Raw genomic sequence first — 14,654 nt, 5'->3', positions numbered from 1 at the left:
GTGCGGCCAGATCAGTGATGCGCGCGCCAGCGCAGGCGGTATTCGATGAGCGTGTCGCAGGCGAGCAGGAAGAACAGCAGCATCCCCTGGAACACTCCGGTAATGGCCGATGGCAGGCCTAGGCGCGATTGCGCAAGTTCGCCACCGATATAGAACAGCGACATCACGATCGCACCCAGCACGGTGCCCACCGGATTCAAGCGCCCGACGAACGCCACGACAATGGCGGCAAAGCCGTAGCCGGGGGAAATGGATGGCAGCAGTTGCCCGATCGGCCCCGTGACCTCGAAGGCGCCCGCAATGCCCGCCAGGCCGCCCGACACCAGCAGCGCCGTCCACAGCGCCGCACGCGACGAGAAGCCCGCATAGCGCGCGGCCTGTGGAGCGAGGCCACCCACCTGCAACCGATAGCCCGCGAAGCTGCGGAAGACGAACAACGTCATCGCCGCCGTCATCACGAGCATGAACAGGAAGCCGACGTGCAAGCGCGTGCCGGCGACGAGCGTCGGCAGAACGAACGCGCTGTCGAACACGATCGATTGCGGGAAGTTCATGCCGTTCGGGTCCTTCAACGGCCCGTTGACCACGTACAGCAGCAGCAACTGCGCGATGTACGTGAGCATGAGCGAGACGAGGATCTCGTTGGCATGAAAGCGATCGCGCAGCAGCGCCGTGATTGCGGCCCACAGCGCGCCGCCAATGAGGCCGGCAACGATGGCCAGCACCAGTGCAAAGCCCCCGGGGATGGCGGGCGTGGGCGTATCGAAGTAGATGATCGTGGCCGCTGCAAAGATGCCGCCCACGATGAGCTGCCCCTCTGCGCCGATATTCCACACGTTGGCCCGATAGCACACCGACAATCCGAGCGCGCACAGCACCAGCGGCACGGTCTTGAGCAGCACTTCACCAATCGCCCGCTTGCTCACCAGCGGTTCGACCAGAAACACGCGCAGACCGGCCACCGGATCTTTGCCCAGCAGCGCGAACAGCAGCAGGCCAAACACCATCGTCAGCGCCAGGGCGATCAGCGGGGAGGCATAGGCCATGGTGCGCGACGGGATCGCGCGCAGCTCCAGCGAGATCGGCAGCGCCAGGCGGCTGCCATGCATGACGTCAGCCATGGACCACCTCCGAGCTTGCTGCGGTTGAAACCGGGGCCTTGTCCCACATGCCGCTCATCCACAGGCCGATCTGTTCGCGGTCGGTGGCGTGCGTGGGCGTGGAGGGGGAGAGGCGCCCGTTGGCGATCACGTGCAGGCGATCGCACAGCGCAAAGAGTTCGTCGAGTTCTTCCGACACGATCAGGATGGCGCAGCCCCCTGCCTTGAGCGCGAGGATTTCGTTGTGGATCTGCGCCGCCGCACCCACGTCGACGCCCCAGGTGGGTTGCGCGACGATGAGCACGCGCGGCGCGCATTCGATTTCGCGGCCGACGATGAATTTCTGCAGGTTGCCGCCCGACAGGCTCTTGGCCAACGCGTCAGGGCCGCCAGCCTTCACGCCAAACCGGCTGATGATGGCGGTAGCCAGCTTGGCGGCGGCTTTCTTGTCGATGAGCCCTCCACGCACCTGTGGCGCACGTTGATGCGTCAACAGCGTATTAGCGGCCAGCGACAGCGACGGCACGGCACCGCGCCCCAGGCGCTCTTCCGGCACGAACGACAGCCCGCGTTTGCGGCGCGCACGCGGGTCCAGCTTGGCGACTGGCTCGTTGCCGATGCTGATGGTCTGTGCCGCCGCGCGGGTGTCTTCGCCGGACAGGGCTGCCAGCAGTTCCTGCTGCCCGTTGCCCGATACGCCTGCGATGCCGACGATCTCGCCGCTGCGCAGCTGCAGTGCGATGTCATGCAGCTCCGTCGCAAAGGCATGTGCCTTGGGCAGCGACAGGCCAGCCACTTCCATGCGCACCTCGCCCGGCGTGGTCTGCGGGCGCAATTCGCGCGGAGGCTCGCCGCCGATCATCATGCGCGACAGCGATGCCGCCGTTTCCTGGCGCGGGTCACACACGCCCGTGACCTTGCCCATGCGCATCACCGTGGCGGTGTGGCACAGGGCCTGGATCTCGTCGAGCTTGTGGCTGATGTAGAGGATGCTCGTGCCTTCTGCCGCCAACTGGCGCAACGTCACGAAAAGCTTTTCGACCGCCTGCGGTGTCAGCACCGAGGTCGGCTCGTCAAGGATCAGCAGACGCGGCTTGGTGAGCAGCGCGCGGACGATTTCCACGCGCTGGCGCTCGCCCACGGAAAGCGTATGCACATGGCGATGCGGCTCCAGCGGCAGGCCATACCTCTCGCCCGTGCTGCGCACCTGATCAGCCACGTCGCGCAGATCGGTGCCGGCGGGCAGGCCGAGCAGGATGTTCTCCGCCACCGTCAACGTGTCGAACAGCGAGAAGTGCTGGAACACCATGGCGATACCTAACGATCGCGCCTGGTGCGGGTTGGCAATCTCGACCCGTTGGCCGTCGAGCTTCATCTCGCCGGCGTCAGGCTGCACGGCGCCGAAGATGATCTTCATCAGCGTCGACTTGCCGGCGCCGTTTTCGCCGAGCACGGCGTGGATCTCGCCCGGCGCGACCGTGAGGCTCACGCCGTCGTTGGCGACCACGCTCGGGTAGCGCTTGGTCATGCCCGTCAGCGACAGGCGTGGTGGGAGTTGTGTCACAACAGGTTGGCTCGTGGTTTCCGTGCCGCTCATCGTGCGGGGTGCGCATCGGAGGCGGTCTCTTTTTGGGTGTTGACGACACTTCACAGCAGCAACGCCGACGCAGATTCGCGCCGACGCATCGCAGCAATCATCATGTTTGCGTGATGCTTGCCATCAACCACAAATTATATCGCCCGGCACCGCACCGGACGGCGATTTCGGCCCGCTCGCGACTGCCTCGTACGGGGGGTGGCGGAGTGCAAATCCCGTGCCGGGCCATTCAGGGCCATTTCCAGCGTTCAGCTTGTCATGTCGATGTATGCAGGTTGCGCGTGCAGCCCTCGGGTGGGGCGCGCAGGCCGTCTTGCACCTGGCCGGTGCGCGCGCGTGGCGCGTCGCTTTGCGCTAAAGTTCTCGGTTTGCTCCGGCGGAGGCCTCCCGTCCGCCGCGTCCCGCTTCCGCCTTCATGACTTCTCCCGCTCCTGCACGATCCCGCATGCCCGGCCCCATTCCCGGCTGGCTCCTGCTGCTTGGCGCGCTGACGGCCATCGGCCCGCTGTCGGTCGACATGTACCTGCCCAGCCTGCCAACCATTGCGCGCGATCTGAATACATCGTCGGCTGCAGCGGGGCTCACGCTGACTGTCTTCCTGATCAGCCTGGCGATTGGCCAACTGATCTATGGCCCGGCCAGCGACCGCTTTGGCCGCAAGCCGCCGCTCTACATCGGTCTGGCGATGTACGTGGCTGCATCCATTGGCTGCGCGTTCGCCAAAGACGCCACGATGCTTGCCGTCCTGCGCGGCGTGCAGGGATTTGGCGGTTGCGCCGGCATGGTGATCGCGCGCGCAGCGGTGCGTGATCGCATGGACCCGGCCGGCGCCGCACAGGCGTATTCGACGCTGATGCTGGTCATGGGTGTGGCGCCCATCCTCGCGCCGATGATTGGCGGCGCGGTGCTGCAGTTCACAACGTGGCGCGTCATCTTTGCCCTGCTGACGGCATTTGGCGTGCTCTCGCTGGTGGCCGTGCATTACCTGATGCGCGAGTCGCTGGCGCCCGAGCAGGCTCGCAGGTTGGCGGTCGGCCACGTGCTGCGCGACTACTGGGAACTTTTGCGCGATCACCATTACGCCGCCTATATGTGGTGCGGCGCGGTCTTCCTGTCGGGCATGTTTGCATACATCACCGTGTCGTCGTTCGTGCTGATCGACGGTTACGGGCTGACGCCGTCGCACTATGCGTGGGTGTTCGGCAGCAACGCGGCTGGGATGATCGCGGCCTCGCGCGTGAATGTGCGGCTGGTGCGCAAGTATTCTCCGGCGCGGGTGTTGCGGCGGGCGCTGTGGGTGCCGGCCATCACCAGCGTGTTGGCCGCTGCGGCTGCCGCGGCTGGCTTTACGCCGCTGCCGCTCGTGCTGGCCGCGTTGTTCTGCTACATCGCGTCGATCGGTTGTATCTCGCCCAACACCGGCGCCTTGGCAATGGCGGGGCAGGGCGCGCGCGCGGGCACGGGCTCGGCGCTCATGGGCGCGATGCAATTCGGCCTTGGGATGGTGACCGGTACGGTGGTCGCGGCCATCGGCCAGACCGCGTTGCCGCTGCTGGGCATGATGGCTGTGTGTGCCATCGTCGCGCTCGTCCTTGGCCTGCGTGTTACGCGCGCAGAGCCTGCCGCCTGATCTTCCGTTTCGGGTCTTGCGCTACGCCTCTTGTTCTAGCAGGCGTCTTCATCCCTTCATATGACTTTGGCATAACATGCCTGTCACGTTGATCGTGTTCGGCACCTATGATGAGTGCAGCCGGACAGCACCGTGCCGGGACTTGGCCCTGAGTGACTAAGGGTTACTTCTTATACAGAATTTATCGACAATTTATTAACGTATCGCTTTCGTTGTCAAACGCGCGTCGTTTTGCCGGGATCTTTCCGCCAACGGCCCACACGAGACGGGGGTTAAGTTGCAGTGCACGATTCACCGGCTGGGCGAACTGGCGCTGTTGTGCGAAGTGCCGCCACCGGCCACCCTGAATTGCCAGCAGCGTATCTGGGCCATGGCCTCGCGCGCGTCCAACTGGGCGGGCGTGGTCGACGTGGTGCCCGGCATGAACAACCTCACGCTCGTGTTCGGTCCACTGGCCGATGCGCAGCGACTGACCACACAGCTGCGCGAAGCTTGGGAAGAAAGCCAGGCGCTGGTGGCCGACGGCAAACTCGTCGACATCGAAGTCGCCTATGGCGGTGACGAAGGTCCCGACCTGCGCGAAGTCGCCAAGCACACCGGCCTGAGCACGGCCGAAGTCGTGCGCCGCCACACCGCACCCGAATACATCGTCTATTTCCTGGGCTTCCAGCCGGGCTTTGCCTACATGGGCGGGCTCGACAAGTCGCTTGCCACGCCGCGTCGCGCCGAGCCGCGTATGGCCGTGCCGGCCGGTTCGGTCGGCATCGGCGGCGAGCAGACCGGCATCTATCCGGCCGCATCCCCCGGCGGTTGGCAATTGCTCGGCCGCACAGACGCCGCGCTCTTCATGCCACAGCGCAATCCCCCCACGCTGCTCTCGCCCGGAGACCGCATCCGCTTTGTTGCTTCGAAGGTGCGCGCATGAGTTCGAAACCCCAACCCATGATCGAAATCGTGCGGGCCGGCGTGCTGGCCTCGGTGCAAGACTTGGGCCGCACCGGCTATCGCCGTTTTGGCGTGTGCACGTCGGGCGCACTGGATCCGCTATCGCTGTATGTGGGCAACCGCTTGGTCGGTAACCGCAGCGACGCGGCGGGCATCGAATTCACGCTGGGCAATGCCACGCTGCGCTTCCACGCCAATGGCCTGATCGCGCTGACGGGCGCCGATTGCCGCGCCACGCTCGATGGCGCACCGGTGCATGCGTGGCGCGCCATCCCTGTGCAACGCGGGCAGATGCTGACCTTGCGGGTGGCGCAGGGCGGCGTGCGCGCGTATCTGTGCGTGGCCGGCGGCATCGACGTGCCCGAGATGATGGGCTCGCGCAGCACTGATCTGAAGGCCGGCTTTGGCGGTTTCGAAGGGCGCCCGCTGAAGGATGGCGACAGGCTGCCCGTGCTGCCTGCCGACACAACGTACGCCCCTGACATCAGCGGCGATACCGTTGCCGTAAAGGCCGCCCGCTGGACGTTCGACCGCGCGCAGAAGGACACGCCTGTCATGCGCGTGCTGCCCGGTCCTGAATACGACGATTTCGTTGCCGATGCGCAAGCCGCATTCTGGGAATCCGACTGGACGCTCACCCCCAACAGCAACCGCATGGGTTTCCGCCTGCAGGGGCCGGAACTCAAGCGCAAGAAGCAGCGCAGCGGCGATCTGCTCTCGCATGGCGTGGTGCCGGGCGTGATCCAGGTGCCGCCATCGGGCCAGCCCATCGTGTTGATGGCCGATGCACAAACCACCGGTGGCTATCCGAAGATCGGCTCCGTCATCCTGGCCGACCAATGGCGCCTGGCGCAGATTCCGCTCGGCACACGCGTGCGCTTCGAGCGTGTGACGCTGGAAGAGGCCGAAGCCGCCCGTGCCGACGTGGCACGGTATCTGCAGCAAATCGAAACCGCGCTGGATTGGCAGCGCCAAGGCATTCTGTCGAGCGCGCATCGCACCGCCAAGACGCGACTGAATGCCTGATGCACCGGAAGACAACATCATGACTGCAATTGATCTGAACGCCGACCTCGGCGAAGGCTGCGATACCGACGAGGCGCTGCTCGCCCTGGTGAGTTCCGCCAACATCGCGTGCGGCTGGCACGCCGGCGACGTCAATACGATGCGCCAGACCGTGGGCTGGGCGCTGCGCCAGGGCGTGTCGATCGGCGCGCATCCGAGCTTCCCCGATCGCGAAAACTTCGGCCGCACTGAAATGCATCTGCCACCCGATGAAATCTACGCGGGCGTGCTGTTCCAGATTGGTGGGCTGTCAGCCATCGTGCGGGCGCAGGGCGGCAGGCTGGCCCACGTGAAGGCGCACGGCGCGCTATACAACCAGGCTTCGCGTGACCGGCCTCTGGCCGTCGCCATCGTGCGGGCGATTCGCGATTTCGATCCGTCGTTGGTGGTGTTTGGCCTGGCGGGCGGTGAGCTGGTCAAGGCTGCACGTGAACTCGGCCTGAAGGCCAAGGAAGAGGTGTTTGCCGATCGCGGATACAACGCGGACGGCTCGCTCGTCAAACGCGGTACGCCGGGCGCCCTGATCGACAGCGAAGATGCCGCGCTGGACCAGACGCTGACGATGGTGCGCGAGCAGCGCGTGAAGGCCATCGACGGCACGTGGGTTCCGATCCGCGCGGAAACGGTTTGTCTGCACGGCGACGGCGCGCATGCGCTGGCGTTCGCGCGACGCATTCGGGAACGGCTTGGCAGCGAAGGCATCGCTGTTCGCGCCGGCGCCTGAGCCACGGCCCCGTCCTTCCAGCGGGGCTTTTTATCAACTTGGGGGGGAAGCACCACATGGGTACGGCAGTGAATCTATGGCCGCTGATCGGGGTGGTCGTCATCATCGCGGGGTTCATCCTGCGATTCAATCCGATGCTGGTGGTGGCCGTGGCCGCCATCGCCACCGGTTTTGCGGCATCGATGTCCATCGAGCAGATCCTGACGGCGATCGGGACGGGCGTCATCAAGGCGAGGACGTTGCCACTGATCATCCTGCTGCCGCTTGCGGTGGTGGGCTTGCTTGAGCGCCACGGCCTGCGTGAGCACGCGCAGAACTGGATTGCGCGCATTCAGTCTGCTACGGTAGGCCGTCTGTTGATCGTCTATCTGGGAGCACGCGAGCTAACGGCTGCTGCCGGCCTGATGAGCTTGGGCGGTCACCCTCAGATGGTGCGCCCGATGCTTGCACCAATGGCAGAAGGCGCCGCAGAGAGCCGCTTCGGCAAGCTGCCGGCGCCGGTGCGCGAACGCCTGCTGGCCTTCTGCGCCGCCACCGACAACGTCGGCCTGTTCTTCGGCGAAGACATCTTCGTGGCCTTCGGCGCCATCGCGCTGATGCACACGTTCCTGCTCGGCTCGGGCATCGACGTGGAACCGCTGCACGTTGCGGTGTGGGGCATCCCGACGGCGGTCTGCGCGTTCCTGATCCACGCGGTGCGCCTCAAGCGCCTGGACGGCTGGCTTGCCCGTGAAATGGGTGCCTCCTCTAACACCAACGCGGCTGCGGCCAAGCAGGGGTAAGCCATGATTCTGTCGATCAACTATCTGTACTGGCTGGCCGGGATCATCCTGACGATCACCGCGCTGATGACCTTTGCTGACAAGAACCACCCCCGCCGCTGGACCACGGGCCTGTTCTGGGCAATCTTCGCCGTCATCTTTTTGATTGGCGACAATATGCCGCCGATGTTGGTGGGCTGTGGCGCACTGCTGATGGCTCTGCTGGCTGGCGTGGGCGGCGTAACGCTGGGCAAGTACAACGAACTGTCTGCTGAAGAGCGCCGTGCGCAGGCCAAGCGCCTGGGCAACCGTCTATTCATCCCAGCGCTGACCATTCCAGTGGTCACGGTCATCGGGAGCGTGTTCCTCAAGGACATCAAGATCGGCGGCGACTTCCTGCTCGATCCGAAGAACCAGACCTTCGTCTCGCTGGGGCTGGGCTGCCTTATCTCGCTGGCGCTGGCCTGCTGGTTGACACGCGACACGCCGGTGCAAGCCATGCGTGAGTCGCGTCGTCTGACAGAAGCACTTGGCTGGGCACTGGTGCTCCCACAGATGCTGGCGATGCTGGGCTTCGTCTTTGCCGATGCCGGCGTGGGCAAGGCCGTGGCGCACCTGACCACCGCCTACATCAACATGGACTATCGCCTGGTCGCGGTGGTGGTCTATTGCGTGGGCATGGCATTGTTCACCGTCATCATGGGTAACGGCTTTGCAGCCTTCCCGGTCATGACGGGCGGCGTGGGCGTGCCAATTCTGGTGGGCGTGTTCCATGCCAACCCGGCGGTGATGGCGGCGATCGGCATGTTCTCCGGCTACTGCGGAACGCTCATGACGCCGATGGCGGCGAACTTCAATATCGTGCCGGCTGCGCTGCTGGAGTTGTCCGATAAGAACGCTGTGATCAAAGCGCAAGTCCCGACCGCGCTACTGTTGCTTGCAGCCAATATCGTGCTCTTGTACTTCCTGATGCTCCACTAATCGTGTTTAATGCGTCGCGTGCGGTGTGCGCCACGCCGGCAGTTCTCAGCCGGCGGACGCCACCCAGCGCGATCGCTGCCCGGGAGACAAGGGCATGCAGTCGTGTCGACCTCGCATCGTGCTCTTTCTCCGGGGGGATTCATGAGCAGCCAGATGACGAGCGGCCGTTCCATGTCAGGACGCCGCTTTTTTTGTGTTCTCGCAGCCAGCGCGCTGTCGTTGATTTCCGCCGCGCAAGCCAGCGCGGAAACGCTCCGAGTGGCCACGCCGTATCCGGCCGTCAATTTCCATACGCAAAACCTGCAGGCCTTTGCCAGCGCTGTCAGCAGCGCCACCAATGGCGGTCTCAAGCTCGAGGTCTATCCGAACGGCACGCTGCTCAAGCCGGCCGCCATCTTTGACGGCGTCAAGGACGGCAAGGCGGAAGCGGGCGAAGTGATGCTCTCGACGCTGGCTCAGCGCGATCCGCTTTTCGGCGTGGATTCGATTCCCTTCGTGGTGTCGGGCTACAACGATGCGCGCCTGCTGTGGGATGCCTCGCGCAGCCACATCGAAGCGTTGATGAAGGCCAATGGTTTGCGCCTGCTGTACGCCGTGCCCTGGCCGCCGCAGAACCTGTATTCCGAAACACCGATCGCTCGTTTGTCCGACCTGAAAGGACATCGTTTGCGCACCTATAACGCAGCGCAAAAACGCATTGCCGAGCTGTACGGCGCGCAGGCCGTGCAGGTGGAAGCCGCTGATCTGACTGCCGCGATTGCCGGCGGCCGGATCGACACGATGGTCACCTCGCCGTCCACTGGTCTGGAGACGAAGGCTGGCCAGCGCATGACCTATTACTACAAGGTCAACGCGTGGATCCCGAAGAACGCCGTGTTCGTGAACGAGGCGCGCTTCGCCAAGCTCCCGCCCGCGACGCAGCAGACCGTGCTCAAACTCGCCAAGGATTACGAGGCGCGCGGTTGGGATTCCAGCCGCCAGACCTACGAGCGCGACGAAGCCGAACTCGCCAAGACCGGCGTGCGCGTGCTCAATCCCGACGTGACCCTGCAGGGCGACATGCGCCGCCTGGGCGAACGTCTGACGCGCGAGTGGCTGCATACCGCGGGCACGGAAGAAGTCGACATCCTGTTGAACTTCGAGAACAAGCGCAGCAAGGCAAACTGACGCCGCAATGCGCTTGGGCATGATGTTCGACAGACGTTTATCATCGTTTTTGTCTTACGCAGCACGCAGGAGAACATCATGCCTACCGTCCTCGTCACCGGTTTCGACCCGTTCGAGAACGAACCCATCAATCCGTCGTGGGAAGCCGTGCGCACCCTCGATGGCCAGGGAATCGCCGGTGCCGACATCGTCGCGCGCCAGTTGCCGACCGTCTTTGGCGAGTCCAACAAAGTGCTCGGCAAGTTGCTGCAGACCTTGCAGCCGGATGTGGTGATCGCCGTCGGGCAGGCCGGTGGCCGTGCCGAGATGGCCATCGAGCGCGTCGCCATCAATGTTGACGACGCCCGCATTGCCGACAACGCCGGCAAGCAACCAATCGATATCGCCATCGCGAGTGATGGGCCGGCCGCGTATTTCTCAACGCTACCGATCAAGACGATCGTGCGCGAACTGCGTGCGGGCGGTGTTCCCGCCTCCGTCTCGCAGGCAGCGGGCACCTTTGTCTGCAACCACGTCTTCTATGGGCTGATGCATGCCATCGCCCGGCAGAAGCGGCCGATGCGCGGCGGCTTCATCCACATCCCATATCTCCCGTCGCAGGCAGCCAAGCATCCGGGGCAACCGAGCATGGCGCACGACACCATCGTCACCGGCCTGCGAATCGCCATCGAGACAACGCTGCGCACGCTACACGACGTACGCGAAACCGGCGGCCAGTTGCACTAAGTCGGCGTGGCGGCACGCGCTCTGGTCAGTCCGTGAAGCGCGTATGCCGTTGCAGTTCGATGCGCACCGGCGTGCCCGGCGGCGCATAGGCTGATGTGATCGGCGCCGTCTCGGCCGTTGCCCACTCTGCTTGGATGGTCGCTGGTGCTTCGTCGTGCGATACGGGCGTGCGCTGCAACTTGGGATGCGTCGGCGCGGGCGCAACGGCCTGCTGCAGTGCGCGCGGTCGCATCGGTTTCGCCGGCAATTGCGTCACGGCCGGCGGTGCAGCAGCGATGACCGGCGCGGCCACTTCCGTTTCGTCGAACGCCATGTCGGGCGCCTCGACAACGTCGGCTGCGGCTGTGGTAACGGCTTCGGATTCCGGGGCTTCGTCGATTTCCACGGGCGTCACCGGCGATGCAGGAGCATGTTCAAGCGGCACCGGCGGTGCGGTCTGCGGGGCGAGGGCGGCCACGGTTGTTTGATCAAGCTCTGCGGCCGGCTGCCGATGCTGCCCGGTCTGCCAGCCAAGCAGCGCGGCCGCCAGCGTGCATGCCACGCCAATCGACAGCGCGGTCAGGCGTTGAGGCCACTGCCTATGGCGTGCTGTACCGGTGTTACCGCACGAGTGGGCTGCTGGATCGATCGATGCGCTGACCTGTGTCGCGGCGCCGGGCTGCGCGCTGTCGAGTGCTGGCCCGAAGGGCGGCGGCATACGCACCAAGCCCGGTAGGCGCAGGTGTCCGTCGATGATGAAGTTGGGGGATTCCAAGTCCGTCTCCGCTGATGGCCGCAGCGCGCATCCAAGCCGGCTGCGCAAGCAGGCGCCATGCTAAGTGGCAGTTGGACGGTGGTCGATCAGATTGCTCCTAAGTCGATGCGCGTTGCATCGAAGGAGGAGAGGTCGCTGGCCTGCCGCAGTTGGGCCAAGCCAGGAAGGTGAATGTCAAAGCCCTTGACGAGACGTTTAAGGTGCTGGCGACCAGTGCGGATCGTTGAGCTGTTTTTCCAGCAAGCGGATCTGCTGCTGCAGCGATTCGACCTGGGTCTGGTACGCGCGGCGCTCGATATCCAGCGCCTTCGTCTCCTGACGCATGGTCTGCTGTTCGGTCAGCATCTTCTGACGCTGCGCCTGCATGATGCGCACTTCCTGGCTTAGGGATGCGGCGCGCTGCTGAGCTGCCTGGGCTTCGCGCTCCAGTTGCGCCTTTTGGCCCGCCGTGACGGCGCGGCGCAGGTCATCTTCGGCCCACGTCCGGGTCTGACCGGCCAGCGTTTCGTATGCGCCTTCGGCCGGAGCGACCGACGCAAACTTGTACACACGCCACAATTCTTTGCGATACGACAGGGCAACGTAGGCCGTGGTGTCTTCGTTGACGAGCAGCAGGCTCGTGCCGTAGTCGCCGTTGTAGGTCGTGCGCAGTTCGGTCAGGCGCTTCTGCGCCAGCAACTGCTGCAGTTCAGCGACGGTGCCGCCCGACGCAGCCGTGGTTACTGCCGGTGCTTGTGGTGCGCTTGCTTGCGCGTGGACCAGGCCAGCGCCTGCAACCGAGGCTGCGGCGACGAACGAGAGAGCGGTTCGGCGGAGTACGAGAGACATCGCAAGGTTCAGAAATCGGAGCCGACGCGACTATATCAGCTTTGTGCGCCCGGCCCCGCAGGCAGCGTACCGATTTGACCTTCCGTCGCCTTTGAATCATGGCGGCGTCGCGCCTCGGCCACGATGCACTGCCATTCGCTGAAGGACACGCGCTCGCGGAAGATCTCGATCAGGAAGTCGCCCACGTCCTGATTCCGCTTTGACGTGCCAAGCGCGGCTTTCAAGCGCCGCAACTCTCTCTGCAAACGCGTGACGCGGGCCCGTGCGTTTGTGATGCGACGATGCCGTGATACAGGGGGGTATCAGCGGCTTTGCATCTCTTTGAGCCACAGGCTCATCAGCCCCGCGCGCCCACGCACGCCGAACTTGCGATAGACGCTCGTAATGTAAGAGTGCGTGGTCGACGTGGCCAGACCGAGCTGTTCCGCAATCTGCTTTTCTGCGGCTTCAGTCAACAGCAACTGCAATACCCGGGATTCGTGAGGTGCCAGACGCGCCTGCAGTTGCGCCAGCGGGCTGGGCTCCGCCAGCGTCCTCAATGCGGTGACATGGCGCGCCACGCCAATGCGCAGTCGATGCTCCACGTTCCACTGTGCCGACCATGACAAATGGACATCGGTGCCCGACTGGTGCCGATAGCGATTCTCAAATCCGGTGCACTTAATGCCAGCCTGCACGCGACCCGCTTGCTTTTGCGTTCTGTCGCGGTCGTCCGGCGCCACGAGTTCGAGCATGGTCTGCCCCAGCAGATCGGATGCCCGATAACCCAGAATGTCTTCCCACGCTGCATTGGCGTGACGAATCCGCCCACGCTCGTCGACCAGGAAGACGCCGTCTGGAAGACTATTGGCTAAAGCAATCGCGCTTACATCCTTGAGGATTTCCATGGTCTGCCGCGGGTGGTTGCAATACAAAGAACCGATAGCCAGGCGCCGATGTGCTTTACCAGCCGTGTGCCACGTTCATCACCGACACGCGGCTGCACCAACATTGTGATTACCGCCCCTCGGCTCCATTTCCCACGCTCCGGCTCGCATGGACTGCATTTGGCGGCAGGTGCTTGCCCTCTATTTAGCAGGGTGCCAGTCAGAATAGCGTCTGCTATCGTTCTCGACAATATTCGGCATTGGCATCACGCCTAATAAAAAAGTTCAGCGCCCGCGCGGTTCCATGGAGCCGGCGCAGGGCGGGCAACGGGGAAAACAGCAGGTCGCCCGGCTTTGACAGGCCAGGTCAGCTTCGGAGGAACGGGGTGAGCGGATTCACCCCCGTTTTTTCGAGTTGGCATTCCGGCGATATTGCTTGGCGTTGATGCGCAGGGTGATCACCAATCAGATGATTGGTGAAAACCACATAAGAACGGCGCATGCCGAATTCGAAGAACGGGGAGTGTCTTTACGCGCTCGACCTGCCTCAAGCCTCCTCGGGGCTTGAGGCAGTGCTCGCGTCCTTTCTTTGCCAACGGGCATGACGGAGCGCTGTCAGGTTATTTCATTCCAAAAAAATAAAACGATATTGATTTAACGATCAAATCAAATGGATTTGATTTGCAAGGTCACGTTGTACCAAGATCGCGGCAATTGTTTTGCGGTGTGGGTGGCGCAAGCGCGATGCTCCAGCACCCGGCAAAGCGTTAGCAAACCTGGGCAGCTGCATGGCCGAGAATCCTCTCCCTCAATCGGCAGTTCTCCCCATCAAGCAGTCAGAGCGCAAGAAGAGAAGCCCGGCGGGAACACCGCCGTCGGGTCCTCGTGACGTTTCCCGCGCCGTCCCACCTGTTAAACGGCTCCTTGAGCAGCGTTTCCGGAAGACCACGCTGCGAGGTCTCCCGGAAAAACTGGGTTTGGACGGCGTCACGTTGCAATTGCTGTCGTCTTCCATCGCGGGCAATGGAGCGAAGCGCGTTCGCCTCGCGATTGCCGGGGCGCTGGGACAAGACCGCCGATGCGTTTTGGCCCACCGCGCGGCACTGACAAAGCGGCGCGGGCTGGAAGAGTGGGGGAGTGGGGGAGAAATCTAGAGCGCCTTGGAACCAAGGACTGGCGGAAGCGGTGAGCGCCAAACTGCTCCCGCAAAGCGTTGTCCAGTTTGGGTCTCCAATCGTCAGCCAACCCTGACCCCTGTTTTCACCCCAGTTACGCCAAAGCGCCTTCTTCTGCCCCTGTTTCGTGGGTGGTTGGCAGGGGACGGCCAGCCTTCCCGGCCAGCCAGGCGTCAATGTCACTCTCCAGCCACGCCACCCGGCCGGGCGTCAGCTCAAAGGATTTCGGGAATTCGCCCCTGGCGATCATCGCGTAGATGGTCGATTGGCTGAGGCTGACCTTCTGGATCACCTCTTTGATACGGATCGCTCTCATTTCAGGCCCCAGTGCTGTT

The 14,654-nt window shown here is 64.0% G+C and carries 15 protein-coding genes; 8 read left to right on the top strand and 7 right to left on the bottom strand.

Annotated elements, in window-relative coordinates; translation table 11 throughout:
* Positions 1–11: 11 nt before the first annotated feature.
* The gene (locus N5B55_RS10570; protein ID WP_037028458.1) at positions 12–1,121 is read right to left on the bottom strand and encodes an ABC transporter permease; all 1,110 of its coding nucleotides are present in this window, start codon (positions 1,119–1,121) and stop codon (positions 12–14) included.
* Entirely contained in the window at positions 1,114–2,628 is a 1,515-nt protein-coding gene (locus tag N5B55_RS10565; protein WP_065858982.1) for an ABC transporter ATP-binding protein, read from the bottom strand. The genes N5B55_RS10570 and N5B55_RS10565 overlap by 8 nt, the downstream gene beginning before the upstream one ends.
* Positions 2,629–3,142: 514 nt before the next feature.
* Here N5B55_RS10565 and N5B55_RS10560 point away from each other — a divergent pair.
* The 8 genes from N5B55_RS10560 to pcp all read left to right on the top strand — a co-directional run bounded on the left by N5B55_RS10560 (position 3,143) and on the right by pcp (position 10,696).
* Positions 3,143–4,327 (top strand): multidrug effflux MFS transporter, encoded by a 1,185-nt coding sequence (locus N5B55_RS10560; RefSeq protein ID WP_369812400.1) that lies wholly within the window; start codon positions 3,143–3,145, stop codon positions 4,325–4,327.
* A gap of 277 nt (positions 4,328–4,604) precedes the next feature.
* Positions 4,605–5,252: a 5-oxoprolinase subunit PxpB gene (gene pxpB, locus N5B55_RS10555; RefSeq protein WP_092969399.1), complete on the top strand. Its 648-nt coding sequence runs from the start codon at positions 4,605–4,607 to the stop codon at positions 5,250–5,252.
* On the top strand, positions 5,249–6,298 hold the full coding sequence (locus N5B55_RS10550) for a biotin-dependent carboxyltransferase family protein (protein WP_004630996.1): 1,050 nt from the start codon (positions 5,249–5,251) through the stop codon (positions 6,296–6,298). Before pxpB ends, N5B55_RS10550 begins: the two co-directional genes overlap by 4 nt.
* A 19-nt stretch (positions 6,299–6,317) precedes the next feature.
* Positions 6,318–7,061, top strand: a complete 744-nt coding sequence (gene pxpA, locus N5B55_RS10545; protein ID WP_037028832.1) for a 5-oxoprolinase subunit PxpA — start codon at positions 6,318–6,320, stop codon at positions 7,059–7,061.
* Between the two features lie 56 nt (positions 7,062–7,117).
* On the top strand, positions 7,118–7,843 hold the full coding sequence (locus N5B55_RS10540) for a DUF969 domain-containing protein (RefSeq protein WP_304538142.1): 726 nt from the start codon (positions 7,118–7,120) through the stop codon (positions 7,841–7,843).
* A 3-nt stretch (positions 7,844–7,846) separates the two neighbouring features.
* Positions 7,847–8,803 (top strand): DUF979 domain-containing protein, encoded by a 957-nt coding sequence (locus N5B55_RS10535; RefSeq protein ID WP_065858974.1) that lies wholly within the window; start codon positions 7,847–7,849, stop codon positions 8,801–8,803.
* A 141-nt stretch (positions 8,804–8,944) separates the two neighbouring features.
* Positions 8,945–9,970: a TRAP transporter substrate-binding protein gene (locus N5B55_RS10530; protein WP_037028465.1), complete on the top strand. Its 1,026-nt coding sequence runs from the start codon at positions 8,945–8,947 to the stop codon at positions 9,968–9,970.
* Between the two features lie 78 nt (positions 9,971–10,048).
* The gene (gene pcp / locus N5B55_RS10525) at positions 10,049–10,696 is read left to right on the top strand and encodes a pyroglutamyl-peptidase I (RefSeq protein ID WP_304538141.1); all 648 of its coding nucleotides are present in this window, start codon (positions 10,049–10,051) and stop codon (positions 10,694–10,696) included.
* A gap of 25 nt (positions 10,697–10,721) precedes the next feature.
* Here pcp and N5B55_RS10520 read toward each other — a convergent pair whose 3' ends face one another.
* From N5B55_RS10520 to N5B55_RS10500, 5 genes are all read right to left on the bottom strand, one after another.
* A complete protein-coding gene (locus N5B55_RS10520) occupies positions 10,722–11,450 on the bottom strand; it encodes a ribonuclease E (protein WP_304538140.1) in 729 nt (242 codons plus the stop codon).
* A gap of 195 nt (positions 11,451–11,645) precedes the next feature.
* Positions 11,646–12,278 (bottom strand): DUF2968 domain-containing protein, encoded by a 633-nt coding sequence (locus tag N5B55_RS10515; protein WP_304538139.1) that lies wholly within the window; start codon positions 12,276–12,278, stop codon positions 11,646–11,648.
* 35 nt (positions 12,279–12,313) lie between these two features.
* On the bottom strand, positions 12,314–12,463 hold the full coding sequence (locus N5B55_RS10510) for a hypothetical protein (RefSeq protein WP_304538138.1): 150 nt from the start codon (positions 12,461–12,463) through the stop codon (positions 12,314–12,316).
* A 117-nt stretch (positions 12,464–12,580) separates the two neighbouring features.
* Complete coding sequence (locus N5B55_RS10505) at positions 12,581–13,165, bottom strand: PAS domain S-box protein (RefSeq protein WP_304538137.1); 585 nt, start codon at positions 13,163–13,165, stop codon at positions 12,581–12,583.
* A 1,248-nt stretch (positions 13,166–14,413) separates the two neighbouring features.
* Positions 14,414–14,635, bottom strand: coding sequence for an AlpA family transcriptional regulator (locus tag N5B55_RS10500; protein ID WP_304538136.1), 222 nt, complete (start codon positions 14,633–14,635; stop codon positions 14,414–14,416).
* Between the last annotated feature and the right edge of the window lie 19 nt (positions 14,636–14,654).

It is taken from the genome of Ralstonia pickettii (genome assembly GCF_030582395.1).
Lineage (GTDB): Bacteria > Pseudomonadota > Gammaproteobacteria > Burkholderiales > Burkholderiaceae > Ralstonia > Ralstonia pickettii_D.
The sequence above is the reverse complement of the archived record's forward strand: the minus strand, read 5'-3'. Positions and strand labels throughout refer to the sequence as shown.